The sequence below is a fragment of the Pseudomonas sp. 8(2025) genome (assembly GCF_052665325.1).
On record NZ_JBQOIE010000007.1, the window covers coordinates 128485 to 155474 of the forward strand.

The 26990-nt window shown below is 64.5% G+C and carries 25 protein-coding genes; 11 read left to right on the forward strand and 14 right to left on the reverse strand.

Going from position 1 to position 26990, the window contains the following annotated elements:
* Positions 1–90: 90 nt before the first annotated feature.
* A complete protein-coding gene (locus ACUXVH_RS15440) occupies positions 91–1059 on the forward strand; it encodes a GGDEF domain-containing protein (protein ID WP_065364179.1) in 969 nt (322 codons plus the stop codon).
* A 63-nt stretch (positions 1060–1122) separates the two neighbouring features.
* Here the strand turns inward: ACUXVH_RS15440 and ACUXVH_RS15445 are convergent, their stop codons facing one another.
* From ACUXVH_RS15445 to gloB, 9 genes are all read right to left on the reverse strand, one after another.
* Entirely contained in the window at positions 1123–1998 is an 876-nt protein-coding gene (locus ACUXVH_RS15445; protein WP_065364178.1) for a hypothetical protein, read from the reverse strand.
* Between the two features lie 69 nt (positions 1999–2067).
* Positions 2068–2862 carry an enoyl-ACP reductase FabI gene (fabI, locus tag ACUXVH_RS15450; RefSeq protein ID WP_015635823.1) on the reverse strand — a complete coding sequence of 265 codons (795 nt, stop codon included), beginning with the start codon at positions 2860–2862 and terminating at the stop codon, positions 2068–2070.
* A 22-nt stretch (positions 2863–2884) separates the two neighbouring features.
* Positions 2885–4495 (reverse strand): ABC transporter ATP-binding protein, encoded by a 1611-nt coding sequence (locus tag ACUXVH_RS15455; RefSeq protein WP_011061587.1) that lies wholly within the window; start codon positions 4493–4495, stop codon positions 2885–2887.
* Between the two features lies 1 nt (position 4496).
* Complete coding sequence (locus tag ACUXVH_RS15460; protein WP_011061586.1) at positions 4497–5516, reverse strand: ABC transporter permease; 1020 nt, start codon at positions 5514–5516, stop codon at positions 4497–4499.
* A 1-nt stretch (position 5517) separates the two neighbouring features.
* Positions 5518–6591: a microcin C ABC transporter permease YejB gene (locus tag ACUXVH_RS15465; RefSeq protein ID WP_011061585.1), complete on the reverse strand. Its 1074-nt coding sequence runs from the start codon at positions 6589–6591 to the stop codon at positions 5518–5520.
* 2 nt (positions 6592–6593) lie between these two features.
* Positions 6594–8447, reverse strand: a complete 1854-nt coding sequence (locus tag ACUXVH_RS15470; RefSeq protein WP_065364177.1) for an extracellular solute-binding protein — start codon at positions 8445–8447, stop codon at positions 6594–6596.
* Entirely contained in the window at positions 8444–10273 is a 1830-nt protein-coding gene (locus tag ACUXVH_RS15475; protein ID WP_065364176.1) for an extracellular solute-binding protein, read from the reverse strand. The genes ACUXVH_RS15470 and ACUXVH_RS15475 overlap by 4 nt, the downstream gene beginning before the upstream one ends.
* 171 nt (positions 10274–10444) lie before the next feature.
* Entirely contained in the window at positions 10445–11872 is a 1428-nt protein-coding gene (locus ACUXVH_RS15480) for a transglycosylase SLT domain-containing protein (protein ID WP_011061582.1), read from the reverse strand.
* A gap of 99 nt (positions 11873–11971) precedes the next feature.
* Entirely contained in the window at positions 11972–12739 is a 768-nt protein-coding gene (gloB, locus tag ACUXVH_RS15485) for a hydroxyacylglutathione hydrolase (protein WP_011061581.1), read from the reverse strand.
* Positions 12740–12804: 65 nt separating this feature from the next.
* Here gloB and ACUXVH_RS15490 point away from each other — a divergent pair, with 65 nt between their 5' ends.
* Positions 12805–13563 (forward strand): methyltransferase domain-containing protein, encoded by a 759-nt coding sequence (locus ACUXVH_RS15490; protein ID WP_015635818.1) that lies wholly within the window; start codon positions 12805–12807, stop codon positions 13561–13563.
* Positions 13564–13672: 109 nt separating this feature from the next.
* The gene (gene rnhA / locus ACUXVH_RS15495) at positions 13673–14125 is read left to right on the forward strand and encodes a ribonuclease HI (protein WP_019092917.1); all 453 of its coding nucleotides are present in this window, start codon (positions 13673–13675) and stop codon (positions 14123–14125) included.
* Positions 14126–14141: 16 nt separating this feature from the next.
* Here the strand turns inward: rnhA and ACUXVH_RS15500 are convergent, their stop codons facing one another.
* Positions 14142–15092, reverse strand: a complete 951-nt coding sequence (locus ACUXVH_RS15500; RefSeq protein ID WP_065364175.1) for a glycerophosphodiester phosphodiesterase family protein — start codon at positions 15090–15092, stop codon at positions 14142–14144.
* A gap of 146 nt (positions 15093–15238) precedes the next feature.
* Positions 15239–15562: a DUF2388 domain-containing protein gene (locus ACUXVH_RS15505; RefSeq protein ID WP_065364174.1), complete on the reverse strand. Its 324-nt coding sequence runs from the start codon at positions 15560–15562 to the stop codon at positions 15239–15241.
* 196 nt (positions 15563–15758) lie between these two features.
* Here ACUXVH_RS15505 and dnaQ point away from each other — a divergent pair, with 196 nt between their 5' ends.
* The 3 genes from dnaQ (at position 15759) to ACUXVH_RS15520 (ending at position 19669) form a co-directional block, all read left to right on the forward strand.
* Entirely contained in the window at positions 15759–16508 is a 750-nt protein-coding gene (dnaQ, locus tag ACUXVH_RS15510) for a DNA polymerase III subunit epsilon (protein WP_011061576.1), read from the forward strand.
* Positions 16509–16811: 303 nt separating this feature from the next.
* A complete protein-coding gene (locus tag ACUXVH_RS15515; protein ID WP_015635813.1) occupies positions 16812–19067 on the forward strand; it encodes an Orn/Lys/Arg family decarboxylase in 2256 nt (751 codons plus the stop codon).
* A 14-nt stretch (positions 19068–19081) separates the two neighbouring features.
* Positions 19082–19669 (forward strand): GNAT family N-acetyltransferase, encoded by a 588-nt coding sequence (locus ACUXVH_RS15520; RefSeq protein WP_015635812.1) that lies wholly within the window; start codon positions 19082–19084, stop codon positions 19667–19669.
* Here the strand turns inward: ACUXVH_RS15520 and ACUXVH_RS15525 are convergent.
* Both ACUXVH_RS15525 and ACUXVH_RS15530 read right to left on the reverse strand, forming a co-directional pair.
* Positions 19666–20559, reverse strand: coding sequence for a LysR family transcriptional regulator (locus tag ACUXVH_RS15525; protein WP_011061573.1), 894 nt, complete (start codon positions 20557–20559; stop codon positions 19666–19668). The genes ACUXVH_RS15520 and ACUXVH_RS15525 overlap by 4 nt on opposite strands.
* A gap of 93 nt (positions 20560–20652) precedes the next feature.
* On the reverse strand, positions 20653–20889 hold the full coding sequence (locus ACUXVH_RS15530; RefSeq protein ID WP_011061572.1) for a hypothetical protein: 237 nt from the start codon (positions 20887–20889) through the stop codon (positions 20653–20655).
* 228 nt (positions 20890–21117) lie between these two features.
* Here ACUXVH_RS15530 and ACUXVH_RS15535 point away from each other — a divergent pair, with 228 nt between their 5' ends.
* Positions 21118–21675: an NADPH-dependent FMN reductase gene (locus tag ACUXVH_RS15535; protein WP_011061571.1), complete on the forward strand. Its 558-nt coding sequence runs from the start codon at positions 21118–21120 to the stop codon at positions 21673–21675.
* Between the two features lie 116 nt (positions 21676–21791).
* Positions 21792–23078, forward strand: a complete 1287-nt coding sequence (locus tag ACUXVH_RS15540) for an arsenic transporter (RefSeq protein ID WP_065364173.1) — start codon at positions 21792–21794, stop codon at positions 23076–23078.
* 58 nt (positions 23079–23136) lie between these two features.
* Here ACUXVH_RS15540 and ACUXVH_RS15545 read toward each other — a convergent pair whose 3' ends face one another.
* Positions 23137–24090, reverse strand: coding sequence for a DUF1853 family protein (locus ACUXVH_RS15545; RefSeq protein WP_015635810.1), 954 nt, complete (start codon positions 24088–24090; stop codon positions 23137–23139).
* Positions 24091–24252: 162 nt separating this feature from the next.
* On the opposite strand from ACUXVH_RS15545, the gene ACUXVH_RS15550 reads away from it, so the two are divergent.
* The 3 genes from ACUXVH_RS15550 to ACUXVH_RS15560 are packed head-to-tail and all read left to right on the forward strand — an operon-like array spanning position 24253 to position 26977.
* A complete protein-coding gene (locus ACUXVH_RS15550) occupies positions 24253–25143 on the forward strand; it encodes an NAD(+) kinase (RefSeq protein WP_007920913.1) in 891 nt (296 codons plus the stop codon).
* Complete coding sequence (locus ACUXVH_RS15555) at positions 25140–26114, forward strand: metallophosphoesterase (protein ID WP_169891843.1); 975 nt, start codon at positions 25140–25142, stop codon at positions 26112–26114. Before ACUXVH_RS15550 ends, ACUXVH_RS15555 begins: the two co-directional genes overlap by 4 nt.
* A complete protein-coding gene (locus tag ACUXVH_RS15560; RefSeq protein WP_041118467.1) occupies positions 26111–26977 on the forward strand; it encodes a rhomboid family intramembrane serine protease in 867 nt (288 codons plus the stop codon). Before ACUXVH_RS15555 ends, ACUXVH_RS15560 begins: the two co-directional genes overlap by 4 nt.
* The last annotated feature ends 13 nt before the right edge of the window (positions 26978–26990 follow it).

Below are 26990 nucleotides of genomic sequence, written 5' to 3' on the forward strand. Positions count from 1 at the left end.
TGTTCACTGGCTCCTGCCGCGCCGCTTTAGATGATAAGCCGTCGTTATTCTGGACTACGCTTGGAATCTTAGCCGCGAATGGAGTCAGCGATGTTGTATCCCAGCAAACCCAACAATGAGGCCTTGAGAATCCAGACCCTGCGGGAGCTGAATGTGCTCGACACCTCACCGGAGGAGCGTTTCGACCGCCTGACCCGGCTGGCCAAGCGTCTGTTCAACGTGCCCATTGCCCTGGTCAGCCTGGTGGATGCCGACCGGCAATGGTTCAAGTCCTGCGTGGGGCTCGACGTCAGCGAAACCTCGCGGGACATTTCCTTCTGTGGCCACGCGATCCTCGGTGACCAGATCCTCACCGTGCCCGACGCCGGCCTGGACGAACGCTTCCACGACAACCCGCTGGTGGTGGGCGCGCCGGGCATCCGCTTCTATGCCGGTTGCCCGCTGACGGTGACCAATGGCAGCAAGCTCGGCACTCTGTGCCTGATCGACATCAAGCCCCGCGACCTGGACGACGAGGATCGGGCACTGCTACGGGACCTGGCGCGCATGGCCGAGCAGGAACTGGCGGCGGTGCAGATGGCCAGCATGGACGAGCTGACCCTGCTGTCCAATCGCCGCGGCTTCGAGGCCCTGGCCCGGCATGCCCTGGGGGTGTGCAAGCGCCTGGAAAAACCGGCGACCCTGCTGTTCTTCGACCTCAACGACTTCAAGCAGATCAATGACACCTACGGCCATGCCGAAGGCGACGGCGCCCTGAAGACCTTCGCCGACGTGCTGCGCATCGCCTTTCGCGAGAGCGACGTGATCGGCCGCCTGGGGGGCGATGAATTCGTGGCCCTGCTGACCGCTGCCGACCATGTCGAGACTTCGGCGATCATGGCGCGCCTGCGGGAGATTCTCGACGAGCGCAATGCCACCTTGAAGCGGGGTTATGAGATCCGCTTCAGCGTCGGCCAGATCGAATACGACGCCGAACGCCATCCCGACATCGAGGCGTTGCTGGCGGACGCCGACAAGGCCATGTACCTGCACAAGCAGGCGAGCAAGCGGGCTCGCTGAGGGTTGCTGCCGCCAAGCCCTGCCCGGTGACGCGGGGCAGGGAAGGGCGTCAGTGGCAGGGCGCTATTGGCCGCGCTCCATCAGCGGTGGGCTATAGCTTTCCTCGATGTCGACCCCGGCCGCCCTGGCCCGGCTTTCAACTTCTGAGCGACGTTGCAGCCGTTCTTTCAAATGGGCAGGGAACAGGGTTCTCCATTGGGCTCTTTGTGCCTCTGCAAAGTCGCGGGTCCAGAACGTGTCCAGGGACATCAGGTTCAGGCTTATCAGGTAGACAGCGCTTTGCAGGGGGGCGCTTTTCGAGTCGTAGCGCAGGGCTCGGACATGCGCAATGTAGTTGCCGTGATAGAGATACCAGTCATAGAACATGTTGTTGCCCAGCCACTGCTCAAGGCTCATCTCATGGTTGGCATCGAACAGCGGGTGGCTGAGTGGCTGGGTACCCAGGAGGCTTTCCTTCCAGTCCAGCTTGTGCAACTCGCCAGCGGCTATTCGGGGGTCGGAAGGGAAGTAGTATTTTTGCCATCCAGCGTTCTTCAACGTCCTGAGAAGGTTATAGACAAGTGCCTTGTTGGCCTTGTGAGTGCTGTTGTCCGGCAGCCCGCGAAGGTCGATGTTCAATTCCTGGATGGTGTTTGAGGTCTTGCCATCAACGGCAATCAGCAGCCCGGCCACCTGATCCAGTTCAAGCGTGCCCTCGGGCTGGGCCAGGCTCAGGTCAAGGAGTGCTCCCTGACGATCCGCCTCATACCAACATAGGTTGACCGCATCCAGGCAGTCGGCGGTAAAGCTCACCGGGCTCTTTTCCAGGAACTCGGCAACCGCTGTGCCCAAGGGGATGTGCAGGCGTGCGACGCTGCTCCGGGCTTTATTCGAGGCGGTATCTTGGGTGTTGTCGCAGCCGGCTAGAAACAGCACGAGCAACAGATAGCACAGCTTCATGTTTGGCCTTTCCAATGAGCAGGAAGGGGCAGGGTGGCGAGGGCGCAAGCCCCTCGCCACCGCCGCAGATCACTCGTCGAGGTTGCCCATGGCGGTGGTGTTGAAACCGCCGTCCACGTACATGATCTCGCCGCTGATGCCCGAGGCCAGGTCCGAGCAGAGGAAGGCGCCGGCGTTGCCGACTTCTTCGATGGTGACGTTGCGCCGCAGCGGGGTTTGCGCCTCGTTGGCCGCCAGCATCTTGCGGAAGTTCTTGATCCCCGAGGCGGCCAGGGTGCGGATCGGGCCGGCGGAAACGGCGTTGACCCGGGTGCCCTCCGGGCCCAGGGAGCCGGCCAGGTAGCGCACGCCGGCTTCCAGGGAGGCCTTGGCCATGCCCATCACGTTGTAGTTGGGCATGGTGCGTTCGGCGCCCAGGTAGGACAGGGTCAGCAGGCTGCCGTTGCGGCCCTTCATCATTTCCCGACCGGCCTTGGCCAGGGCCACGAAGCTGTAGGCGCTGATGTCGTGGGCAATGCGAAAGCCCTCGCGGGTGGTGGCATCGGTGAAGTCGCCTTCGAGCTGGTCGCCAGGGGCGAAGCCCACGGAGTGGACGATGCAGTCCAGGCCGTCCCATTTTTTACCCAGCGCGGTGAAGACCTGGGCGATCTGCTCGTCACTGGCCACATCGCAAGGGAAACACAGCTCGGCGCTGGAGCCCCAGCCTGCGGCGAACTCCTCGACCCGGCCCTTGAGTTTTTCGTTCTGATAAGTGAAGGCCAGCTCGGCGCCTTCACGATGCATGGCGGCAGCGATGCCGGAGGCGATCGACAGCTTGCTGGCGACACCAACGATCAGGACACGCTTCCCAGCGAGAAAACCCATATGTTGCTACTCCTGTTTCAGGTTATTCGGCGCTTGCCGGAGCCAGGAAGGCGGCTTCCAGCAATTGCCGTGTGTAAGGGTGTTGCGGGGCGTCGAAGATGCCCCCGGCGTCCCCCTGTTCCACCACCTGGCCGTGCTTGATCACCATCAACTGGTGGCTCAGGGCCTTGACCACCGCCAGGTCGTGGCTGATGAACAAGTAGGTCAGGTTGTACTTGCTTTGCAGTGTGCGCAGCAGTTCCACCACCTGGCGCTGCACCGTGCGGTCCAGGGCCGAAGTCGGTTCGTCTAGCAGGATCAGCCGCGGCTTGAGCACCAGGGCCCGGGCAATGGCGATGCGCTGGCGCTGCCCGCCGGAGAACTCATGGGGGTAGCGGTGCCGCGTGTCCGGGTCCAGGCCGACCTCCTTGAGGGCTTCGATGATGGCCTGTTCCTGCTCCTGTTCACTGCCTATCTTGTGGATGCGCAGGCCCTCGCCGACGATCTGGCTCACGCTCATGCGCGGGCTGAGGCTGCCGAAAGGGTCCTGGAACACCACCTGCATTTCCCGCCGCAGCGGCCGAACCTGTTGCTGGGTCAGGCTGTCCAGTTGCTGGCCCTCGAAGCGAATGCCGCCCTGGCTGGCAATCAGGCGCAGGATCGCCAGGCCCAGGGTCGACTTGCCCGAGCCGCTTTCCCCAACGATGCCCAGGGTCTGGCCCTGGGGCAGGCTGAAGTGGATGCCGTCCACTGCCTTGACGTGATCCACGGTGCTGCGCAGCAGGCCTTTCTTGATCGGGAACCAGACCTTGAGGTTGTTAACCTCCAGCAGCGGCGGGCCAATCTCGTTGGCCGCCGGCAGGCCGCTGGGTTCTGCGGCCAGCAGTTCCCGGGTGTAGGGATGCTGCGGCGCGCGGAACAGATCTTCGCAGGATGCCTGTTCGACGATGCAGCCCTTCTGCATGACACAGACCCGGTGGGCAATGCGCCGCACCAGGTTCAGGTCGTGGCTGATCAGCAGCAGCGCCATGCCCAGGCGCGCCTGCAGTTCCTTGAGCAGTTCGAGGATCTTCAACTGCACCGTGACATCCAGCGCCGTGGTCGGCTCGTCGGCGATCAGCAGTTCCGGCTCGTTGGCCAGGGCCATGGCGATCATCACCCGTTGCCGCTGGCCGCCGGAAAGCTCGTGGGGCAGGGCCTTGAGACGCTTGTGCGGTTCGGGGATGCCCACCAGCTCCAGCAGTTCCAGGGTGCGCCGGGTGGCGACCTTGCCGGTCAGGCCCTTGTGGATGCCCAGCACTTCGTTGATCTGCTTCTCGATGCTGTGCAGCGGGTTCAGCGAGGTCATGGGCTCCTGGAAGATCATCGCGATGCGGTTGCCGCGGATATGGCGGATGGTCTTCTCTTTCAGGGTCAGCAGGTCGTGCCCGGCATACTGGATGGTGCCGCTGGGGTGGTGCGCCAGAGGGTAGGGCAGCAGCCGCAGGATGGAGTGGGCGGTGACCGATTTGCCCGAGCCGCTTTCGCCCACCAGGGCCAGGGTCTCGCCGCGCTTGATGTCGAAGCTGACGCCTTGCACCACCCGCTGGCGGTGCTCGCCGGTAACGAACTCCACCGCCAGGTCGCGGACTTCGATCAGGTTGTCCTGGGTCATGTCATTTCCTCGGGTCGAAGGCATCGCGGGCGGATTCGCCGATGAACACCAGCAGGCTGAGCATGATCGCCAGCACGGCGAAGGCGCTCATGCCCAGCCAGGGCGCCTGCAGGTTGGACTTGCCCTGGGCCACCAGCTCGCCGAGGGATGGCGCCCCCGGCGGCAGGCCGAAACCGAGGAAGTCCAGGGCGGTGAGGGTGCCGATGGCGCCGGTGAGGATAAAGGGCATGAAGGTCATGGTGGAGACCATGGCGTTGGGCAGGATGTGGCGGAACATGATGGCGCCGTTCTGCATGCCCAGGGCCCGGGCCGCGCGCACGTACTCCAGGTTGCGCCCGCGCAGGAACTCGGCCCGCACCACGTCCACCAGGCTCATCCAGGAGAACAGCAGCATGATCCCCAGCAGCCACCAGAAATTGGGCTGCACGAAGCTGGCGAGGATGATCAGCAGGTAGAGCACCGGCAGGCCGGACCAGATCTCCAGGAAGCGCTGGCCCACCAGGTCCACCCAGCCGCCGTAGAAGCCCTGCAGGGCGCCGGCGATGACGCCGATGATGGAGCTGAGAATGGTCAGGGTCAGGGCGAACAGCACCGACACCCGGAACCCGTAGATGACCCGGGCCAGTACGTCGCGGCCCTGGTCGTCGGTGCCCAGCAGGTTGTCCGCCGAGGGCGGCGCCGGGGCCGGCACCCGCAGGTCGTAGTTGATGCTCTGGTAGCTGAAGGGGATCGGTGCCCAGAGTACCCAGGCATCCTTCTGCGCCAGCAGTTCGCGGATGTAGGGGCTCTTGTAGTTGGCTTCCAGGGGGAATTCGCCGCCGAAGGTGGTTTCCGGGTAGCGCTTGAGGGCCGGGAAGTACCAGCCGCCTTCGTAGTGCACCACCAGCGGCTTGTCGTTGGCGATCAGCTCGGCGCCCAGGCTGAGGACGAACAGCACCAGGAACAGCCACAGCGACCACCAGCCGCGCTTGTTGGCCTTGAAGCGCTCGAAGCGCCGGCGATTGAGGGGGGACAGGTTCATCTCAATGCTCCCGGCTGTCGAAGTCGATGCGAGGGTCGACCAGGGTGTAGGTCAGGTCGCCGATCAGTTTCACCACCAGCCCCAGCAGGGTGAAGATGAACAGGGTGCCGAACACCACCGGGTAGTCGCGGTTGATCGCTGCCTCGAAGCTCATCAGGCCCAGGCCGTCGAGGGAGAAGATCACTTCCACCAGCAGGGAGCCGGTGAAGAAGATGCCGATGAAGGCCGAGGGGAAGCCGGCGATCACCAGCAGCATGGCGTTGCGGAACACATGGCCGTAGAGCACCCGGCGCTGGGTCAGGCCCTTGGCCTTGGCGGTGACCACGTACTGCTTGTTGATCTCGTCGAGGAAGCTGTTCTTGGTCAGCAGGGTCATGGTGGCGAAGTGGCCGATCACCAGGGCGGTGACCGGCAGCGCCAGGTGCCAGAAGTAGTCGAGGATCTTGCCGCCCCAGCTCAGCTGGTCGAAGTCGTTGGAGGTCAGGCCGCGCAGGGGGAACCAGTTGAAATAGCTGCCGCCGGCGAACACCACGATCAGCAGGATGGCGAACAGGAAGGCCGGGATCGCGTAGCCGACGATGATCGCCGAGCTGGTCCAGACATCGAAGTGGCTGCCGTGGCGGGTGGCCTTGGCGATCCCCAGGGGGATCGACACCAGGTACATGATCAGGGTGCTCCACAACCCGAGGGAGATGGACACCGGCATCTTCTCCTTGATCAGGTCCACCACCTTGGCGTCACGGAAGAAGCTGTTGCCGAAATCCAGGGTGGCGTAGTTCTTGATCATGATCCACAAGCGTTCCGGCGCCGACTTGTCGAAGCCGTACATGTGCTCGATTTCCTTGATCAGCGCCGGGTCCAGGCCCTGGGCGCCGCGGTAGCTGGAACCGGCCACCGAGACTTCGGCGCCGCCGCCGGCGATGCGGCTGGTGGCGCCGTCGAAGCCTTCGAGCTTGGCGATCATCTGCTCCACCGGGCCGCCGGGTGCGGCCTGGATGATCACGAAGTTGATCAGCAGGATGCCCAGCAGCGTGGGGATGATCAGCAGCAGGCGGCGAAAGATATAGGCCAGCATGGTCAGTACACCGCTTCGGCCGGGGCCGCCTGGTTGTCCGGGGTCGGTTCAACGGCCGGCTTGGCGCCGGGCTTGATCCACCAGGTGTTGACGCCGATGTCGTACTTGGGCGCGACCTTGGGGTGGCCGATATGGTCCCAGTAGGCCACGCGCCAGGTCTTGATGTGCCAGTTGGGAATCACGTAGTAGCCCCATTGCAGGACCCGGTCCAGGGCCTTGGCGTGGGCCACCAGGCTGGCGCGGGAATCGGCGTTGATCAGGTTTTCCACCAGGCTGTCGATGGCCGGGTCCTTGAGGCCGATGTAGTTGCGGCTGCCGGGCTTGTCGGCGCTGGAGGACATCCAGAACTCGCGTTGCTCGTTACCCGGGGAGTTGGACTGGGGGAAGCTGCCGACGATCATGTCGAAGTCCCGCGAGCGCACCCGGGTGATGTACTGGGACACGTCGACCCGGCGGATCACCAGGTCGATGCCCAGGTCGGCCAGGTTGCGCTTGAACGGCAGCAGTACGCGCTCGAACTCGGTCTGGGCCAGCAGGAACTCGATCACCACCGGCTTGCCCTGGGCGTCGACCATCTTGTCGTCGACGATGCGCCAGCCGGCTTCCTGCAACAGCTGGTAGGCCTGGCGCTGCTGGGCGCGGATCATCCCGCTGCCGTCGCACACCGAAGGGGAGAAGGCCTGGTCGAATACCTGCGGGGGGATCTTGCCCCGCAGCGGTTCGAGGATGGCCAGTTCCTCGGGCCCCGGCAGGCCGCTGGCGGCCATTTCCGAGTTCTCGAAGTAGCTGCGGGTGCGGGTGTAGGCACCGTTGAACAGCTGCTTGTTGCTCCACTCGAAGTCCAGCAGCAGGCTCAGCGCGTGACGCACCCGCACGTCCTGGAACATCGGCCGGCGGGTGTTGAAGACAAAACCCTGCATGCCGGTGGGGTTGCCGTTGGCGATCTGCTCCTTGATCAGGCGGCCCTGGGCCACGGCCGGAATGTTGTACGCGTTGGCCCAGTTCTTCGCGCTCATTTCCAGCCAGTAGTCGAACTGGCCGGCCTTGAGCGCTTCCAGGGCCACGGTGTTGTCGCGGTAGTAGTCGCTGGTGATCACGTCGAAATTGTAGAAGCCGCGGTTGACCGGCAGGTCCTTGGCCCAATAGTCCTTGACCCGCTCGTAGCGGATCGAGCGCCCGGCCTTGACCTCGGTGACCTTGTAAGGGCCGCTGCCCAGGGGAATCTCCAGGTTGCTCTTGGCAAAGTCGCGGCTTTGCCACCAGTGCTTGGGCAGGATCGTCAGCTGGCCGAGGATCAGCGGCAGCTCGCGGTTGTTGGTGTGCTTGAACTTGAACAGCACCCGCTGCGGGTCTTCGGCGATCACCTGGTCGACGTCAGCGTAGTAGCCGCGGTACAGCGGCGAGCCGGCGCTCATCAGGGTCTGGAAGCTGAACACCACGTCTTCGGCGTGGATCGGCTGGCCGTCGTTGAAGCGCGCCTCGGGGCGCAGATAGAAGCGCACCCAGCTGTTGTCCGGGGCCTTCTCGATCTTGCTGGCCACCAGGCCGTACTCGGTGAACGGCTCATCCAGGCTCTGGGCCATCAGGGTGTCGTAGACCAGGCCGATGTTCAGCTCCGGCACGCCCTTGCTGATGAACGGGTTGAGGCTGTCGAAGCTGCCGAAGCCGGCCATGCGGAAGGTGCCGCCCTTGGGCGCGTCGGGATTGACGAAGTCGAAGTGCTGGAAGTTCGCCGGGTATTTCGGCGCTTCGTTGTACAGGGTCACGGCGTGTTGCGGCGCAGCCTGGGCATAGCAGGCGATGGCGCTGAACAACAGGCCGCTGGTGCGCAGGAGCAGGGCACGCAGGGGCATCATTGGGCGTTCTCCATGGACTTCAGCCACCAGGCGCCGAGGCCCAGGGTATAGGGTGGCGTGGTGACGAAGGCGAACCGGTTACGGTAGGCCAGGCGGTGATAGTTGAGGTACCAGTTGGGAATCATGTAGTGCTGCCACAGCAGCACCCGGTCCAGGGCCCGGCCCGCGGCCAGTTGGTCGTCGCGGGTCTGGGCGGCCAGCAGCTGTTCCAGCAGGTGATCGACCACCGGGTTGTTGATGCCTGCGTAGTTCTTGCTGCCCTTGACCGAGACCTGGCTGGAGTGGAAGTACTGCCATTGCTCCAGGCCCGGGCTCAGGGTCTGGTTGAGGGTCATGAGGATCATGTCGTAGTCGAACTGGTCCAGGCGCTGCTTGTATTGCGCCCGGTCCACGGTGCGCAGGCGGGCGTCGATGCCGATGCTCGCGAGGTTCTCCACGTAGGGCTGGATAATCCGTTCCAGGTTGGGATTGACCAGCATCAGCTCGAAGCGCAGCGGCTGCCCGGCACTGTTCTGCAGTCGCTGGCCATTGAGCTTCCAGCCCGCCTCGCCGAGCAGTCCCAGGGCCTTGCGCAGGGTGTCCCGCGGGATGCCGCGGCCGTCGGTGCGCGGCAGGCTGAAGGCCTGGCTGAACAGGCTGGCGGGCAATTGCTCGCGGTAGGGCGAGAGCAGCAGCCATTCATGGCCCTGCGGTACCCCGGTGGCGGAGAACTCGCTGTTGGGGTAGTAGCTCAGGGCGCGCTGGTAGGCGCCGCTGAACAGGGTGCGGTTGGTCCACTCGAAGTCGAACATCATGCCCAGCGCCTCGCGCACCCGCACGTCGGCGAAAGTGGCGCGGCGGGTGTTCATGAACAGGCCCTGGGTCTGGGTCGGGATCTGGTGCGCCACCTGGGCCTTGATCACCTCACCGCGGTTGACCGCCGGGAAGTTGTAGCCGTTGGCCCAGTTCTTGGCCTGGTGCTCGATATAGATGTCGAACTCGCCGGCCTTGAAGGCTTCGAAGGCCACGTCGCTGTCCCGGTAGAACTCCACTTCGACCCGGTCGAAGTTGTTGAAGCCGCGGTTGACTGGCAGGTCCTTGCCCCAGTAGTCCTTGACCCGTTCGAACACCAGTTGGCGCCCGGGCTGTACCTGGGTGATGCGGTACGGGCCGCTGCCCAGGGGCGGGGTGAAGGTAGTGGCCTTGAAGTCGCGATCCTTCCAGTAATGCTGGGGCAGCACCGGCAGTTCGCCCAGGCGCAGGATCAGCAAGGGGTTGCCGGCACGCTTGAACACGAAGCGGATGCGCTGCGGGCCGAGGATATCCACCCGCTGCACTTCCTGCAGGTTGGTGCGGTATTGCGGGTGGCCTTCCTTGAGCAGCAGGCGATAGGAGAACGCCACATCGTAGGCGGTGATCGGCTTGCCATCGTGAAAGCGTGCTTCGGGGCGCAGGTTGAACACCACCCAACTGCGGTCCTCGGCGTATTCCACCGAGCGGGCGATCAGGCCGTAGCTGGAAGTCGGCTCATCACCGGAAGGCGCATACAGGCCGGTGCCCACCATCAAGGGTTCGTTGAGTTCGTTGACCCCGTATTGCAGGAAATTCGGCGTGGCGACCGGGCTGGTGCCCTTGAAGGTGTAGGGGTTGAGGGTGTCGAAGGTGCCAAAGGCCATGACCCGCAAGGTGCCGCCTTTGGGCGCAGCGGGGTTGACCCAATCGAAATGGGTGAACTTTGCCGGGTATTTGAGCGTGCCAAACTGCGCGTAACCGTGACTTTCGGTGATCGTCGCGCTTGCGGGAAAGCTCAAGGCCAGGCTGATGAAGAGCAGGAGCAGGGGACGCATCGAGACAGAGATCCGATCCAGGCGGCTTGGGCTTTGTGCTCCGTACAGTAACAGCTTGTATCAGCAGGAAAAAGCTCGCTGGCGCGCGCTTCGTGCAATTGAAATTTCCTGTAGGAGCCGGCTTGCCGGCGAAGGCTGTTCGCCGGCAAGCCGGCTCCTACAGGGGAGATTTCAGTGCGGCAGGTACACCGTCAGCATCTGGCCGGGCTTGAGGGCCTGGGCCGCGCGGGGGTTCCAGCGCTTGAGGTGCTGCATCTCGACATTGAAGCGCTTGGCCACCATGTACAGCGAGTCGCCCTGCTTGACCTTGTACTGAGTCGACTTCTTCTTGTTGCTGGCCAGGCTGGTTTTCTTGCTGGCCACCTTGCGGGTGTCCTGCATCACCAGCGTCTGGCCGACCTTGAGGTTCTTGCCGCTGAGCTTGTTCCAGCGCTGCAGGTCCTGGACGTCGACCTTGTTGGCCTTGGCAATGAGGGTCAGGTTGTCGCCATTCTTGACCCGGTAGATGCGCTTGGCCCGCAGCGAATCACGCCCCTCGTCGCGGTCGAAGACCGGTTTGAGGGAGCGCTTGCTGATCAGTTCTTCGGGTTTCATGGTGGACAGGCTGGTGGTCAGCAACTGTGCCTTGGAAGTCGGCACCAGCAGGTGCTGGGGGCCGTCGATGGTGGTGCGCTGCTTGAACGCCGGGTTGAGCTGGAACAGCTCGTCCTCGTCGATGTTGGCCACCGCCGCGACCTTGGACAGGTCCATGCGCTGGTTGATCTCCACCACCTGGAAGTAGGGTTCGTTGGCGATCGGGTTGAGGTTCACGCCGTAGGCCTGCGGGGCCAGCACCACCTGGGACAGGGCCAGCAGCTTGGGCACATAGGCCTGGGTCTCGGCCGGCAGCGGCAGGTTCCAGTAGTCGGTGGGCAGACCGAGCTTTTCATTGCGCTCGATGGCCCGGCTCACCGTGCCTTCACCGGCGTTGTAGGCGGCCAGTGCCAGCAGCCAGTCGCCGTTGAACATGTCGTGCAGGCGGCTCAGGTAGTCCATGGCCGCGGTGGTGGACGCGGTGATGTCGCGGCGGCCATCGTAGAAGCGGGTCTGGCGCAGGTTGAAGTAGCGCCCGGTGGCCGGGACGAACTGCCACAGCCCCACCGCATCGGCCCGGGAATAGGCAAGGGGGTTGTAGGCGCTTTCGATGACCGGCAGCAGGGCCAGTTCCAGCGGCATGTTGCGCTCTTCGAGACGCTCGACGATGTAGTGGATATAAAGGCTGCCGCGCTCGCCGGCATTTTCCAGGAAGGAAGGGTTGCTGGCGAACCACAGGCGCTGCTGTTCAATACGCGGGTTGACGCCCAGGCCTTCTTGCAATTGGAACCCCTGGCGCATGCGTTCCCAGACGTCCTGGGGTACTTGCGGGCTGGGCTGGTTGCTCAGCCAGATGGGTTTCTGCTTGATGCGGGCGTTGAAATTCTGTGTGTGTGTCGCGTCGCTCTGCGGGGCATGGCCGGTGCTTTGGCAGCCCGCAAGAGTCGCTGACACAGCTACCGCGATGGCCTGGGCCAAGCGCGTCAATGCGTCTGAACTGATGGAATAACGAATAGATGACGACATTGGCTGGAAGTAAGTTCCGGGCAAAAATGTCGGGCGATTCTAGAAAGCACCCGGGGTGCGGTCAACCATTCAGAATTTTTGTACCAATCGATAGCCTGCTTAGAACTTATCTTTCCAAGCCCTCAGAGCCGCAAAGACCGCACTCTGCGACTGGTTATCCTGGCCATTCCGTTCGTCCGCTTTTTGTTTAACGGATGTTTCACCGGTACGCAGGAACGGGTTGGTCAATTTCTCCAGGGCCAGGGTCGAGGGCAGGGTCATGCGCCCTTGCTCACGCATCTGCGTAACCTTCGCCAGGCGTTCGGCGATATCCGGGTTGGCCGGTTCCACCGCCTGGGCGAAGCGCAGGTTGCTCAGGGTGTATTCGTGGGTGCAGTAGATCAGGGTGTCGTCCGGCAGCGCGGCGAGGCGGCCGAGGGAGTGGTGCATCTGCTCCGGGGTGCCCTCGAACAGCCGGCCACAACCGGCCGCGAACAGGGTATCGCCACAGAACAGCAGGCCATGGTGGTAGTAGGCGATATGCCCCAGGGTGTGGCCGGGCACGGCGAACACCTCGAACTCCCAGCCGAGGATGCTAACCCGCTGGTTGTCTTCGAGGCCGATGTCGCGGGCCGGGATCTTTTCCCGGGCCGGGCCATGGACCGTGGCCGCGCTGTGCTGCTTGAGGCGTTCGACGCCGCCGACGTGATCGTGGTGATGGTGGGTGATCAGGATGTCGCTGAGCACCCAGCCCGGGTGCTGTTCCAGCCAGGCCAGTACCGGCGCCGCATCCCCCGGATCGACGACTGCGCAGCGCTGGCTGCGATGATCTTGTAACAACCAGATGTAGTTATCGGTGAAGGCGGGCAGGGCACTGATCTGTATCATCTTCGGATTCGCCAAGCGGAAAACAATGGCGCATCTTAGAGCTTCTTGGCGTGTTGGAGAATGCAATGACCGATAAAGCCTTCGCTCAGGCAGATCCCGACTGGCTGGCCCTGATCAGTGCGGCCCGGGAGTGGCTGTCCGGCCCCCTGGGGCAATTTCTGCTGGATGAAGAGCGGCGCATGCTCGAAGAGGAACTGGGACGTTTCTTCGGTGGCTACCTGGTGCACTACGGGCCCTCGGCGCAAACCCCGCCGGCGGCGCCCCAGGTGCAACGCAACGTGCGTCTCGGCGCGCCCTTGCCCGGGGTGGAGATAGTCTGCGAGGAGCAGGCCTGGCCCCTGAGCGAGCACGCCGCCGATGTGGTGGTGCTGCAGCACGGCCTGGATTTCTGCCTGTCGCCCCATGGCCTGCTGCGCGAGGCGGCCAGCAGCGTGCGCCCTGGGGGGCATCTGCTGATTGTCGGCATCAACCCCTGGAGCACCTGGGGCCTGCGCCATGTGTTCGCCCATGATGCGTTGCGCCTGGCCCGCTGCATCTCCCCGTCGCGGGTCGGCGACTGGCTCAACCTGCTGGGCTTCGCGCTGGAGAAACGCCGCTTCGGGTGCTATCGTCCGCCGCTTGCTTCAACGGCATGGCAGGCGCGGCTGGCCGGCTGGGAGCGCAGGGCCGGGCACTGGCAACTGTCCGGCGGCGGCTTCTACCTGTTGGTGGCGCGCAAGATCGCCGTGGGCCTGCGCCCGGTGCGCCAGGTGCGGCGCGAGCCGATGGGCAAGCTGGTACCGCTGCCCATGGCCAAGGTCAACCGCCGCAACAGCGAGCCTTGATGAACTGTTGAAACCCTCTTTTTATACACTCCCGGCCGGCGTAGCCCGGCCCTGGGCCCGGTCGATCGCGGTCGGCGGGCCAATGGCAATTTTCTGATGGAAGGCGTGGATGAGCGATAGCGTAGAAATCTTTACCGACGGTGCCTGCAAGGGCAATCCCGGCCCCGGTGGCTGGGGCGCGCTGCTGGTGTGCAAGGGCGTCGAAAAGGAGCTCTGGGGCGGCGAAGCCAACACCACCAACAACCGCATGGAGCTGATGGCGGCGATCCGCGGCCTGGAAGAGCTCAAGCGCCAGTGCGATGTGCAGCTGGTCACCGACTCGCAGTATGTGATGAAGGGCATCAACGAGTGGATGGCCAACTGGAAGAAGCGCGGCTGGAAGACCGCCGCCAAGGAGCCGGTGAAGAATGCCGACCTGTGGCAGCAGCTCGACGAACAGGTCAACCGCCACAACGTCACCTGGAAATGGGTGCGCGGCCACACCGGCCATCACGGCAACGAGCGGGCCGACCAGTTGGCCAACCGCGGTGTCGACGAGGTCCGCGGCTACAAGCAGTCCTGATGCCCTGAGCGGCCAATCAGCGACAAGGCAGCGGCCGTTCGAGCCGCTGCTTCATTTCCCCCATCGCACGGGGCGAATCCACCAGCACCGCATCCATCTTCAGGCAAGTGGCCGCCTGGTAGTCCTCGGCCGTATTGATGCCGATCGCCAGCATCCGCACCTTGCCCCGTGACTGAAAGCAATCCACCGCAGCGGGCGTCCACAGCCGGGCATCGACCTGGGAGCGCGCCTCGCCCAGGGTAAAGGTCTCGACCAGTCGCACCGGGCGCCGGTACTCGAAAGCCACCCAACTGCCGGGTGCAGGTGGTGCGTTGCAGTGGTGGGCGAGGGCGACGCTGGCCAGCCGGTCCCGGGTACTGTCCCTGGATTCGAACAGCCGGGCCTGGGGATAGGGCGCGAAAGCCTGCTGGTAGCCGGCATCGGTGGAATAGATCAGCACTCGGTTCCAGGCGTGCAGCTGTTCCAGCAAGCGGGCGACGGCCTGGGCCTGGGGGGCAGCCGGCAGGGCCTTCATGTCGAGAATCACCGGCACCGACTCGGGGATCGCCATCAGCGCCTGACGCAACGACGGCAGGCTCACCGGCTGGGCGCGATAGGGAAAGCTCACCTGGCCATCGGCTGCTGTCTGCTTGAAATTCCACCCGGCATTGAGTGCCTGCAACTGCGCCAGGGTGTGCTGGTTGACTGCGCCTGTGGCCTGGGTATTGGCGCTCAGGTCGGCCGGTCGGTACAGCACCGGTACGCCATCGCGGCTGAGCTGCACCGTCAGCCAGAGCATGTCGACGTTATTGCGCAGGGCGTTGTCGATGGCCAGCAGGGTGTTCTCGGGAAAGTCCGCGGCGCCGCCGCGATGGGCAACGATCAGCGGCCGTTGTTGGCTGTCGCTGTCGGTGTGCGCAAGGGAAGAGCAGCCACTGATGCAGGCCAAGGCCAGCAGCAGTGGGAGCATCTGTCGAGTCTTGAGCATGGGAGGGCGGTTCCTGTGGAGTGAGTGCAACGCCGGGTATCAGCACCCGCGCGCCTGGGTGAGGCCGCACGGTAACGCAATAGCCTTGTTCGCATAAAGAAACGGCTGGGGCGCGCGATGAATTAGCTGCGGATGCGCCTGGGGGCTCAGAGCGCAAGCATGGCGCTGGCCAGTTGCAGGTCGCTACAGGGCGGGGCGCCGAGCACCTGGCGAATGTGCATCAGGGCGGCTTCCAACCGGGCGCCACGGATCTCGCCGGCGCTGGCCACGAAGGCCGCGGCATCGCTCTGGGCGGCGAGCACAAGTTTGTCGTCCTTGAATGAGCTGCTGGCTTTGGAGCTGCCCTCGGTTGAGCTCAGGGTCAGGCTCATGCTGATGTCGGTGCTGATCACCAGGGCGCTGGCCTGGACGAGGTCGGCGCACAGGCAGGCGCAGAGCGCGCAGGCCAGTCGGGTTTTGCTGGGGGTCATGGCAGGGCTGGGTCCGGCGGAAAATATCGTCGGGCACCCTAGCGCTTTGCGTTGCAGCGAACTGCAGCAGCTTTGCTAAGGATTGTTAAAAACTGCGCAGGCTGGGGGCTGATGAATCCGCCATGGGTGTCCTGCCGTCAGAGCGTGCTAAAATCCCGCGCTTTGAAACACTTCCACCGTTGAGAACTGACCCCTGATGGCCAACAGATCTGTTGTACTCGATACCGAAACCACCGGCATGCCGGTGACCGACGGCCACCGGATCATTGAAATCGGTTGCGTCGAGTTGATCGGTCGGCGCCTGACCGGCCGGCACTTCCACGTTTACCTGCAACCGGATCGCGAGAGCGATGAGGGCGCCATCGGCGTCCACGGCATCACCAACGAATTCCTGGTGGGCAAGCCGCGTTTCGCCGAAGTCGCCGACGAGTTCTTCGACTTCATCCAGGGCGCGCAGCTGATCATCCACAACGCGGCGTTCGACGTTGGCTTCATCAACAACGAATTCGCCTTGATGGGCCAGCACGAACGGGCCGACATCACCCAGCACTGCACCATCCTCGACACCCTGATGATGGCCCGCGAGCGGCACCCGGGGCAGCGCAACAGCCTCGACGCCCTGTGCAAACGCTACGGCGTCGACAACTCCGGCCGTGAACTGCACGGCGCCTTGCTCGACTCGGAGATCCTAGCCGACGTCTACCTGACCATGACCGGTGGCCAGACCAGCCTGTCGCTGGCCGGCAATGCCTCGGACGGCAACGGCTCTGGCGAGGGAGCCGGCCAGGCTTCGGAAATCCGCCGCTTGCCGGCCGATCGCCCGCGCGGGCGGATCATCCAGGCCAGCGACGCCGAACTGGCCGAGCACCAGGTGCGCCTGGAAATCATCGCCAAGTCCGCCGGTGCCCCGGCGCTCTGGACCCAGTTGCTCGAAACCCAGCAGTAAGCCTTTGCTGTGGCCGCTGCCGCAGGCGGCGAACGGCGCCGTAGGAGGCGCCGCGATATTGAGGACCGAAGGGCCTTGCCTGGCGGGAGATCGCCAGGCAAGGCCCTTCGGTCCTTTTCGCAGCTTCGCAGGCTCAACAGCGGCTACAGGCGTGGTTGGGGCGTGGCTGAGAATGGACCGGCAATTGTTCCAGAGCGACGTTTTGTTACACCCAGCCCATGCCTGGGGTGACACGAAGCGTGCGCAGCTTCTACCCTGAGTTGATTGGCGGGGCCTGCCCGCCGTTTCAGGACACTGAGCCCCATGTATAAAGACCTGCAGTTTCCGATCCTGATCGTGCATCGCGACATCAAGGCCGATACGGTCGCGGGGGACCGGGTCAGGGGGATCGCCCGGGAACTGGAAAAGGACGGGTTCAGCATCTTTTCTGCGGTGGACTATGCCGAAGGGCGGCTGGTGGCTTCGACCCATCACGGCCTGGCCTGCATGTTGATCGCCGCCGAAGGGGCCGGGGAAAACAAGCACCTGTTGCAGAACATGGTGGAACTGATCCGCCTGGCGCGGGTACGTGCGCCGCTGCTGCCGATCTTTGCCCTGGGCGAGCAGGTGACCCTGGAAAACGCCCCCGCCGACGCCATGAGCGAACTCAACCAGCTGCGGGGCATTCTCTACCTGTTCGAGGACACGGTGCCGTTCCTGGCCCGGCAAGTGGCCCGGGCCGCGCGGGGCTACCTGGATGGCTTGCTGCCACCGTTCTTCAAGGCCCTGGTACAGCACACCGCCGACTCCAACTATTCCTGGCACACCCCGGGGCACGGCGGTGGCGTGGCCTATCGCAAGAGCCCGGTGGGGCAGGCGTTTCACCAGTTCTTTGGCGAGAATACCTTGCGTTCGGACCTGTCGGTGTCGGTCCCGGAGCTGGGGTCGCTGCTGGATCACACCGGCCCGCTGGCGGAAGCCGAGGCCCGTGCCGCGCGCAACTTTGGCGCCGATCACACCTTTTTCGTGATCAATGGCACCTCCACCGCCAACAAGATCGTCTGGCATTCCATGGTCGGTCGCGATGACCTGGTGCTGGTGGACCGCAACTGCCACAAGTCGGTGCTGCACTCGATCATCATGACCGGGGCCATTCCCCTGTACCTGTGCCCGGAGCGCAACGAACTGGGGATCATCGGGCCGATTCCCCTGAGCGAGTTCAGCGCCGAGTCGATCCAGGCCAAGATCGATGCCAGCCCGCTGACCCGCGGCCGGCCGCCCAGGGTCAAGCTGGCGGTGGTCACCAACTCCACTTATGACGGCCTGTGCTACAACGCCGAGCTGATCAAGCAGAGCCTGGGCAACAGTGTCGAGGTGCTGCACTTCGACGAAGCCTGGTACGCCTATGCGGCCTTTCATGAGTTCTTCGCCGGGCGCTACGGCATGGGCACGTCCCGCAGCGCCGACAGCCCGCTGGTGTTCACCACCCATTCCACCCACAAGCTGCTGGCGGCCTTCAGCCAGGCCTCGATGATTCACGTGCAGGATGGCGGCGCCCGGCAACTGGACCGCGACCGCTTCAACGAAGCCTTCATGATGCATATCTCCACCTCGCCGCAGTACAGCATCATCGCCTCGCTGGACGTGGCTTCGGCGATGATGGAAGGGCCGGCAGGGCGCTCGCTGCTGCAGGAAATGTTCGACGAGGCCCTGAGCTTTCGCCGGGCCCTGGCCAACCTGCGGCAGAACATCGCCGCCGATGACTGGTGGTTCTCGGTGTGGCAACCGGAGCGGGTCGAGGGCATCGACCAGGTGCGCACCGAGGACTGGCTGCTGGAACCTGAGGGCGAGTGGCACGGTTTTGCCGGGGTCACCGATGACTATGTGCTGCTGGACCCGATCAAGGTGACCCTGGTCATGCCCGGCCTGACCGCGGGCGGCGCCCTGAGCGAGCACGGGATCCCGGCGGCGGTGGTCAGCAAGTTTCTCTGGGAACGCGGGCTGGTGGTGGAAAAGACCGGGCTCTATTCGTTCCTGGTGCTGTTCTCCATGGGCATCACCAAGGGCAAGTGGAGCACGCTGCTCACCGAACTGCTGGAGTTCAAGCGCAACTACGACGCCAATGTCAGCCTGGCCAGCTGCCTGCCCAGCGTGGCCGGGCAGGACCCGCAGCGCTACCAGGGCATGGGCCTGCAGGACCTGTGCGACCAGTTGCACGCCTGCTACCGCAGCAACGCCACGGCCAAGCACCTCAAGCGCATGTACACGGTGCTGCCGGAGGTGGCCATGAAGCCTGCCGATGCCTATGACCATCTGGTGCGGGGCGAGGTCGAGGCGGTTTCCATCGATCAGTTGCAGGGGCGTATCGCTGCGGTGATGCTGGTGCCCTATCCGCCGGGCATTCCGCTGATCATGCCGGGCGAGCGTTTCACCGATTCCACCCGTTCGATCATCGATTACCTGGCCTTTGCCCGGGCCTTTGACAGCAGCTTCCCGGGGTTTGTCGCCGATGTGCACGGGCTGCAGCATGACGATCTGGGCGACGGGCGCCAGTACACCGTCGATTGCATCAAGGCATGAGGAGTTTCCCGGCCATGCAACCTGTTGTGAATCCCCGTTATCCGGGCCTGGCGGTGCGAGTCGCCGATGAGGGCTTTGCCGCTTATATCTGGGGCAGCGACTTCAGCTTCGAGGTCAGCGCCTATGCCGTGGCCGAACGCGAAGTGCCGGTGGCGGACTGGGCCCTGCGACGGATCGTGCCCTATCGCAAATGCTATGGCATCGACCCGGAGGAGTTCAGCAGCTACCGCAATGCCGCGGACAGCGAGATCTTCATGGCCTATCTGGACGACCAGCCGGTGGGCCATGTGGTGGTCAGCACCAACTGGAACGGTTACGCCCATATCGATGAGCTGGCGGTGCATGCGCCGGCCCGGCGCCACGGGGTAGCCAGGGCGCTGCTGGATGTGGCGCAGTTCTGGAGCCGCAGGAAAAAACTGCCGGGGATGATGCTGGAAACCCAGAACAACAACCTGGGGGCCTGCCGTCTCTACGAGCAATGCGGCTATGTGGTAGGGGGCGTGGACCACCTGCGTTACCGCGGTATCGACCCGCAGACCGCCGAGGTGGCGATCTTCTGGTACCGGCTGTTCGCCAATGAGCTGGAGGGGCCGGCGCTTTAACCTGCCAGCAGGGCCTCGGCCTGTTCCGTGAGCAGCTCCAGCAGGGCAGTGGTCAGCGGCGAGCTGTCGCTGCCGTGGCGCCGCAAGGCGTACAGCGTGACGCTGATGGGGGGCGACAGCGGGCACACATCGAGCCCGGCGCTGCGGGCGCCGACGGCGGTGAAGGGGTCGACGATGGCCAGACCTTCGCCAGCTTCCACCAGGCTGCGCATCATCTGATAGGTCTGCACCCGGGTCTGGATCACCGGGCTGGGGCGCAGGTTCTGCAATTTGCTGGCAAGCATCACGCTCAGCGGGTCCTGGCCCTCCAGGCCGACCATGGCCTGGCCGGCCAGATCCTGCAGGGCGACGTATTTCTGCTTGGGTTGCAGCCAGCCGTGGGGCGCCAGGAGAAACAGCTTGCCCTGGGCCAGGGCCTGGCTGTGGATGTCCGGGTGCTGCGGATCGTGCAGGCTCAGGCCCAGATCGCAGTCACGCAGCAGCAAGCTGTGGACCATGTCCCGGGTGCTTTGGCCGAGCAGGCTGCAAGGGGTGTCGGCGAAGCGCCGGCGCAGGGCGGCGATGCACTGGGGTAGCAGTTGCTGAACCAGCGGCGGGGTGCCGACGAGGCGCAGCGGTGGCGCCTGGTGGAACCTCAGGCTGTCGGCCAGGCGCTGCACGGGCTCGAAAGCGTCATACACCCGGGTGATGGCTCCCTGCAGCTCCCGGGCTTCACGGGTGGCCTGCAAACGGCCGCGAACACTGGCGAACAGCATGAAGCCCAATTGGCTCTCGGCGTCGCGCAGCAGGGCCTCGACCTCGGCCACCGAAAGTTGCAGCAGTTCGGCAGCAGTGCCCAGGTGAGCGGTTTGCAGGAGCGCCTGAATCACTTCGATATGACGTAAACGCATGCTTGAAGTCCATCTCCAGCCGTCGAGGGGTCAAGCAACGAATCCTAACCCAAGTGTGGCGACACAACAGCTGGCGATGATGCTCGCGCAGAATCACTGAGCTACATAGGTCTCGGGTTCGCGCACGATGGTTACATCCGACTGCACCAGCAGGAACTGGTTGTCATCGAGTTTCTTGACCCGGTCGCCGATGGCCAGGCGGTAGGTGGTCACGGGCTCCGATCCGGCCGCGCCGTCCTCCGGGGGCATGGATTCCTGGAATTCGTGCACTGAGTACACCCGTCCCTCGGCATCTCTTGCATGGAATTGTCCGACAAGTACTGCTGCCATTCTTTAGAGCCTCTGGAGATAAAACACGCAAATTCGGTGGTGTAGACCCGGTGTCCCCAGGGGAAGTTTTACCCCGGGAAAAAAATAATCCGCTACCGGTGCCAGCCTCGTTATCGCGGGCTCGCTGGCAACAGGCCATGGCTTGGGAATTATCGGGGTGGGGTAGCAGACATCACCTCGGGTCATCTATAACTAACACCTTCTTTACGCCAACGGTTGGAAACTCCCATGAGCAATGTCTACAAGGTCGCAGTACTGGTCGGCAGCCTGAGAAAACAGTCCCTGAACCGCAAGGTCGCCCTGGCCCTGGCCGAGCTGGCGCCTGCCAGCCTCCAGCTGGACATCGTCGAGATCGGTGACCTGCCGCTCTACAACGAAGACATCGATGCCACGCCACCGGCGGCCTACACCCGTTTTCGCGAACAGATCAGCGGCGCCGACGCGGTGCTGTTCGTTACCCCGGAATACAACCGTTCGGTACCGGCGGCGCTGAAAAATGCCATCGACGTCGGCTCGCGGCCCTACGGTAAAAGTGCCTGGAGCGGCAAGCCGGGGGCGGTGATCAGCGTTTCTCCGGGGGCCATTGGCGGTTTTGGCGCCAACCACCACCTGCGCCAGTCCCTGGTGTTCCTCAATGTGCCCTGCATGCAGCAGCCCGAGGCCTACCTGGGTGGCGCCGGCTCGGCATTCGACGAGGCCGGCAAACTGTCCGAAGCAACCCGGCCGTTCCTGCAGGGCTTCATCAACGCCTACGGGCAGTGGGTCGAGCAGCAACGCAAGGCCTGATTCCCCACCATCATTCCCTGCTGTCGCAGGAGCCGGCTTGCCGGCGAAGAGGCCCTTGAGTCCCGTGGGGCACCTTCGCCGGCAAGCCGGCTCCTGCATACTCAAGACCCACTCTCATGTTGATTGCCGTATCGATTTTCCTGCTGACCATTACCTTGGTGATCTGGCAGCCCAAGCGCCTGGGCGTTGGCTGGAGCGCCGTGTTCGGGGCGGCCCTGGCGCTGTTGTTCGGGGTGGTGCAATGGGCGGATATCCCGGTGGTCTGGCAGATCATCTGGAATGCCACCGGTACCTTTGTCGCGCTGATCATCATCAGCCTGCTGCTGGACGAGGCCGGGTTCTTTACCTGGGCCGCGCTGCATGTGGCGCGCTGGGGGCGAGGGCGGGGCAGACGGCTGTTTGCCTTCATGGTATTGCTGGGGGCGCTGGTCTCGGCGCTGTTCGCCAATGACGGCGCCGCGCTGATCCTGACCCCCATCGTCATTTCCATGCTCCTGGCCTTGCGCTTTTCACCGGCCACGACCCTGGCCTTCGTCATGGGCGCGGGGTTCATTGCCGACACCGCGAGCCTGCCGCTGGTGGTTTCGAACCTGGTGAACATCGTCTCCGCGGACTTCTTCAAGATTGGCTTCAACCGTTATGCGCTGGTGATGCTGCCGGTCAACCTGGTGAGCGTGGCCGCCACCCTGGTGGTGCTGCTGTGGTTCTTCCGCCGCGATATCCCGCTGGATTACGACCCCCGGCAACTGGCCGAGCCCGCCAGCGCCATCCATGACCGGGCGACCTTCATGGCCGGCTGGTGGGTGTTGCTGATCCTGCTGCTGGGCTGTTTTGCCCTGGAGCCGCTGGGCATTCCCATCAGCGCTATTTCCGCGGTGTGCGCGGCGCTGCTGCTGGCGATTGCCGCCCGCGGGCACCGGATCTCCACGCGCAAGGTGCTCAGGGAAGCGCCCTGGCAGATCGTGATTTTTTCCCTGGGCATGTACCTGGTGGTGTACGGCCTGCGCAATGCCGGGCTCACGGCGTACCTGGCCGGCTGGCTGGATGCCTTTGCCGGCGGCGGGATCTGGGGCGCGGCCCTGGGCACCGGGTTGCTCACGGCGGGCTTGTCATCGCTGATGAACAATCTGCCGACAGTGCTGATCGGCGCCTTGTCCATCGATGCCAGCCAGGCCACGGGGGTGGTCAAGGACGCGATGATCTACGCCAACGTCATCGGCAGCGACCTGGGGCCGAAGATCACTCCCATCGGCAGCCTGGCGACCCTGCTCTGGCTGCATGTACTGGAGCGCAAGGGTATTCACATTGGCTGGGGGTACTACTTCCGGGTTGGCATCGTGCTGACGCTGCCGGTGTTGCTGGCGACCCTGGCGGCCCTGTCGCTGCGCCTGTCTCTGATGTAGGCGCCGGCTTGCCGCATAGGGGCGTCTTCGCCGGCAAGTCCGCTCCTGCGGCAGATTGTCAGGAGGGCTGCGGGGGGACGTGGGGCCAGAGATCGGCCACCAGGAACAGGCGTTCGGCTTCTTCCCAGCCGCCTTCAGGGGTTTGCTCCAGGCGTACCAGCAACTGCGCCGGGGCCTGGGGGGCAAGTTCCGCCAGCCATTGCTGCAGTTGCGTGGCGGTCCAGGCCTGCTCGGCCGGGTAGTGGGCCGGCGCCAGCCAGGCGTGGCGGGGCAGGGGCTGCCAGCGCCCCGGGGCGCTCTGGGCGAAAAATGCCGGCCAGTCGCGCTGATGCAGCCAGCGCCCGCACAGATGTTGCGGGTGGGCGCCCTGGGGCGGTTCGGCGCGACCCGGCCAGGGGTACAGCAGGTAGCCCCCCAGCCACAGGTGCGCGCTGAACTGGTGGATATCCAGTGCCGCCAGGGCTTCGCGGCTTTCGTCCCGGGCGGAAATCGGCAGTTGGTGCCCATCCAGGTGCGCCAGCTTGCGGTCCAGGCGGTCATGGCAGCCGGGGCCCAGCCATTGGGCGCTGTCCTGGCCATTGCCGGCCTGGGGGCCCAGGTACAGCTTGATCGCCAGTTCCAGGTGGTGCACGCCGTCACGGTCGCGCAGCAGCATGTCCAGTTCGCCCAGGGTGTGGCCGCCGCGGCGGATTGGCAGGTTGGCCGCCAGCAGCTCGACCCCGGGGGCGTGGCGGACGGCAAATTGCCAGAGGCGTTCGTAATACAGGCCCAGGCGCCGGGTCGGGCCCTCGGCCAGCCACTGGCGCAGGGCGCGGCTGTCCAGATCCTGGCAGCGCAGCCAGTGGGCCAGCAGTTGCGGCGCCTGGACCCAGTCGCTGCCGGCGAGTGGGTGGCGCTGTGGCCAGGGCGTGTGGCTGAGCATCGGCGGCGCGAGGATGACCCAGGCGAGGTCGCGGACTTCAGGTTGACGCAACTGGCGGGGAAGGCCGAGCAGATCAGGGAACAGGAGCATCTTGCGAGCATAGACGCAAACCCGGGCCGATCGCGATAAATGCGTGCCACTCGCAGTTGCGGCAGGGCTGGCTAAGCCCGTGTGGCTGAAAGGATTTTGTCTAACGCCGGGTTTCGCCCATAATCCTCCGTTTCGCCCGTACCCGAACCCCGCAGGAGCCCCATGGAGCAATTTCGCAATATCGGCATTATCGGTCGCCTGGGCAGTTCCCAGGTGCTGGACACAGTTCGCCGACTGAAAAAGTTTCTGCTGGCGCGGCACCTGCACGTGATCCTTGAGGACACTATCGCCGAAGTGCTGCCCGGCCACGGCCTGCAGACGTCCTCGCGCAAGTTGCTGGGCGAGGTCTGCGACATGGTCATCGTGGTCGGTGGCGACGGCAGCCTGCTGGGCGCCGCCCGGGCCCTGGCGCGGCACAACATCCCGGTGCTGGGGATCAACCGCGGCAGCCTGGGCTTTCTCACCGACATCCGCCCCGACGAGCTGGAGGTCAAGGTCGCCGAGGTGCTGGACGGCCACTACCTGGTAGAGAACCGCTTCCTGCTGCAGGCCGAGGTGCGCCGCCATGCCGAGGCCATCGGCCAGGGCGATGCGCTGAACGATGTGGTGCTGCACCCGGGCAAGTCGACGCGGATGATCGAGTTCGAGATCTACATCGACGGCCAGTTCGTCTGCAGCCAGAAGGCCGACGGCCTGATCGTCGCCACGCCCACCGGTTCCACGGCCTACGCCCTGTCCGCCGGCGGGCCGATCATGCATCCCAAGCTGGATGCCATTGTGATTGTGCCGATGTACCCCCATACCTTGTCGGGAAGACCGATCGTGGTCGATGGCAACAGCGAGCTGAAAATCGTCGTGTCCAAAGATATGCAGATCTATCCGCAAGTTTCCTGTGACGGGCAGAACCATTTCACCTGTGCCCCGGGCGACACCATCACGGTCAGCAAGAAGGCGCAAAAACTGCGCCTGATCCACCCGCTGGACCACAACTACTACGAGGTCTGCCGGACCAAACTCGGCTGGGGCAGCCGGCTGGGCGGTGGAGGCGACTGATGCTCGATCCCGCGCGTAGCTACGACCTGATCGGTGACGTGCACGGTTGCGCCCTGACCCTGGAGCACTTGCTGGATCGGCTCGGTTATCACAAGCAGGCGGGCGTCTGGCGGCACCCGTCGCGCATGGCGGTGTTCCTCGGCGATATCATCGACCGCGGCCCGCGTATCCGTGAGTCCCTGCACATTGTCCACGACATGGTCGAGGCCGGTCAGGCCCTGTGCATCATGGGCAACCACGAGTTCAATGCGCTGGGCTGGAGCACTCCGGCGGCCGAAGGCAGCGGCAAGCAGTTCGTGCGCGAGCACACCCCACGCCATGCCCGGCTGATCCACGAGACCCTGACCCAGTTCGAACAGCACCCGGGTGACTGGCACGATTTCCTGCAGTGGTTCTATGAGTTGCCGCTGTTCGTCGACGCCGGGCGCTTTCGCGTGGTGCACGCCTGCTGGGATGCGGGCCTGATCGCTCCGCTGCGCCAGCAGTACCCCAACGGCTGCATCGACCGCGAGTTCCTGCAGTCCGCGGCCGTTCCCGACAGCTTTGCCTGTACCGCCTTCGACCGTCTGCTGCGGGGCACCGACATGCGCCTGCCCCATGGCCTGACCATGACCAGCGGCGACGGCCTGACCCGCGCCTTCTTCCGTACCAAGTTCTGGGAAGACGACCCGCAGACCTACGGCGACATCGTGTTCCAGCCCGACGCCTTGCCCGAGCCTGTGGCCCGCACGCCGTTGTCCCCGGCCGAGAAGAACAGCCTGCTGCGTTATGGCGCCGAGGAACCGATGCTGTTCGTCGGGCACTACTGGCGCAGCGGCAAGCCGGCGCCGATCCGTCCCAACCTGGCGTGCCTGGACTACAGCGCGGTGCTCTACGGCAAGCTCGCCGCGTATCGGCTGGACCAGGAAACCCGCCTGGATCCGAATAAATTTGTCTGGGTCGACGTTGAACGGCCCGAGGTAGTGCGATGAGTGCGGTAGCGGTATTGCGCCTGCCCCTGGCGACGGACCTGAGCGGCTTCGTCAAGCTGCTGCAACGCATGCAGGTGCCTCACCGGGTCAGCGAGGAGGCGGGGGAGCAGGTGCTCTGGGTGCCGGAATCCATCAGCGAGGACGTGCGTGGCCTGTACCAGCGCTTTCCCCAGGGCGACCCCGATCAGCAACTGGACATTCCCCAGGCCAGTGCCCCGGCGCGCCCCGGCTTCGTCCAGCAACTGCGCAGCAGCCCGGTCACCGCGCTGATCCTGCTCTTGAGCCTGGCGGTATGCGGTATCACCTTGCTCGGCGACAACCTGCAGACCCTGAGCTGGTTCACCTTCCTCGAGTTCCGCGTGGTTGGCGACTACATCCAGTTCAGCTCCCTGGCCGACAGCCTGGCAGCGGGGCAGTGGTGGCGCCTGGTGACGCCGATGCTGATCCACTTCGGCTTCCTGCATATCGCCATGAACGGCATGTGGTACTGGGAGCTGGGGCGGCGCATCGAAATGCGCCAGGGCGGCATCAACCTGCTGGGCCTGACCCTGCTGTTCAGCCTGGTGTCGAATTACGCGCAGTACTACTTCAGCGGGCCGACCCTGTTCGGCGGCCTGTCCGGGGTGCTCTACGGCCTGCTCGGGCATTGCTGGATCTACCAATTGCTGGCCCCCAACCCCATCTACCGCCTGCCCCGGGGCGTGCTGGTGATGATGCTGGTGTGGCTGCTGCTGTGCCTGTCCGGGCTGGTCTCGATGATCGGTTTCGGTGAAATCGCCAACGCCGCCCACGTTGGCGGGTTGCTTATCGGATGCCTCACCGGCCTGTTGGGCGGCTTGTACAGCCGCCGACGGGCCCTTTAAACGCTGGAGTCTT

Bases quoted from the DNA above. Each gene is read 5' to 3' on its own strand.
- ACUXVH_RS15480 (WP_011061582.1), bottom strand. From the start codon at position 11,872: ATGTCGTCATCTATTCGTTATTCCATCAGTTCAGACGCATTGACGCGC.
- ACUXVH_RS15500 (WP_065364175.1), bottom strand. From the start codon at position 15,092: ATGCTCAAGACTCGACAGATGCTCCCACTGCTGCTGGCCTTGGCCTGC.
- ACUXVH_RS15465 (WP_011061585.1), bottom strand. From the start codon at position 6,591: ATGCTGGCCTATATCTTTCGCCGCCTGCTGCTGATCATCCCCACGCTG.
- fabI (WP_015635823.1), bottom strand. From the start codon at position 2,862: ATGGGTTTTCTCGCTGGGAAGCGTGTCCTGATCGTTGGTGTCGCCAGC.
- ACUXVH_RS15440 (WP_065364179.1), top strand. From the start codon at position 91: ATGTTGTATCCCAGCAAACCCAACAATGAGGCCTTGAGAATCCAGACC.
- ACUXVH_RS15455 (WP_011061587.1), bottom strand. From the start codon at position 4,495: ATGACCCAGGACAACCTGATCGAAGTCCGCGACCTGGCGGTGGAGTTC.
- ACUXVH_RS15445 (WP_065364178.1), bottom strand. From the start codon at position 1,998: ATGAAGCTGTGCTATCTGTTGCTCGTGCTGTTTCTAGCCGGCTGCGAC.
- ACUXVH_RS15515 (WP_015635813.1), top strand. From the start codon at position 16,812: ATGTATAAAGACCTGCAGTTTCCGATCCTGATCGTGCATCGCGACATC.
- ACUXVH_RS15470 (WP_065364177.1), bottom strand. From the start codon at position 8,447: ATGATGCCCCTGCGTGCCCTGCTCCTGCGCACCAGCGGCCTGTTGTTC.
- ACUXVH_RS15540 (WP_065364173.1), top strand. From the start codon at position 21,792: ATGTTGATTGCCGTATCGATTTTCCTGCTGACCATTACCTTGGTGATC.
- ACUXVH_RS15545 (WP_015635810.1), bottom strand. From the start codon at position 24,090: ATGCTCCTGTTCCCTGATCTGCTCGGCCTTCCCCGCCAGTTGCGTCAA.
- ACUXVH_RS15460 (WP_011061586.1), bottom strand. From the start codon at position 5,516: ATGAACCTGTCCCCCCTCAATCGCCGGCGCTTCGAGCGCTTCAAGGCC.
- ACUXVH_RS15505 (WP_065364174.1), bottom strand. From the start codon at position 15,562: ATGACCCCCAGCAAAACCCGACTGGCCTGCGCGCTCTGCGCCTGCCTG.
- ACUXVH_RS15535 (WP_011061571.1), top strand. From the start codon at position 21,118: ATGAGCAATGTCTACAAGGTCGCAGTACTGGTCGGCAGCCTGAGAAAA.
- ACUXVH_RS15530 (WP_011061572.1), bottom strand. From the start codon at position 20,889: ATGGCAGCAGTACTTGTCGGACAATTCCATGCAAGAGATGCCGAGGGA.
- ACUXVH_RS15520 (WP_015635812.1), top strand. From the start codon at position 19,082: ATGCAACCTGTTGTGAATCCCCGTTATCCGGGCCTGGCGGTGCGAGTC.
- ACUXVH_RS15490 (WP_015635818.1), top strand. From the start codon at position 12,805: ATGACCGATAAAGCCTTCGCTCAGGCAGATCCCGACTGGCTGGCCCTG.
- rnhA (WP_019092917.1), top strand. From the start codon at position 13,673: ATGAGCGATAGCGTAGAAATCTTTACCGACGGTGCCTGCAAGGGCAAT.
- ACUXVH_RS15475 (WP_065364176.1), bottom strand. From the start codon at position 10,273: ATGCGTCCCCTGCTCCTGCTCTTCATCAGCCTGGCCTTGAGCTTTCCC.
- dnaQ (WP_011061576.1), top strand. From the start codon at position 15,759: ATGGCCAACAGATCTGTTGTACTCGATACCGAAACCACCGGCATGCCG.
- ACUXVH_RS15550 (WP_007920913.1), top strand. From the start codon at position 24,253: ATGGAGCAATTTCGCAATATCGGCATTATCGGTCGCCTGGGCAGTTCC.
- ACUXVH_RS15560 (WP_041118467.1), top strand. From the start codon at position 26,111: ATGAGTGCGGTAGCGGTATTGCGCCTGCCCCTGGCGACGGACCTGAGC.
- ACUXVH_RS15525 (WP_011061573.1), bottom strand. From the start codon at position 20,559: ATGCGTTTACGTCATATCGAAGTGATTCAGGCGCTCCTGCAAACCGCT.
- gloB (WP_011061581.1), bottom strand. From the start codon at position 12,739: ATGATACAGATCAGTGCCCTGCCCGCCTTCACCGATAACTACATCTGG.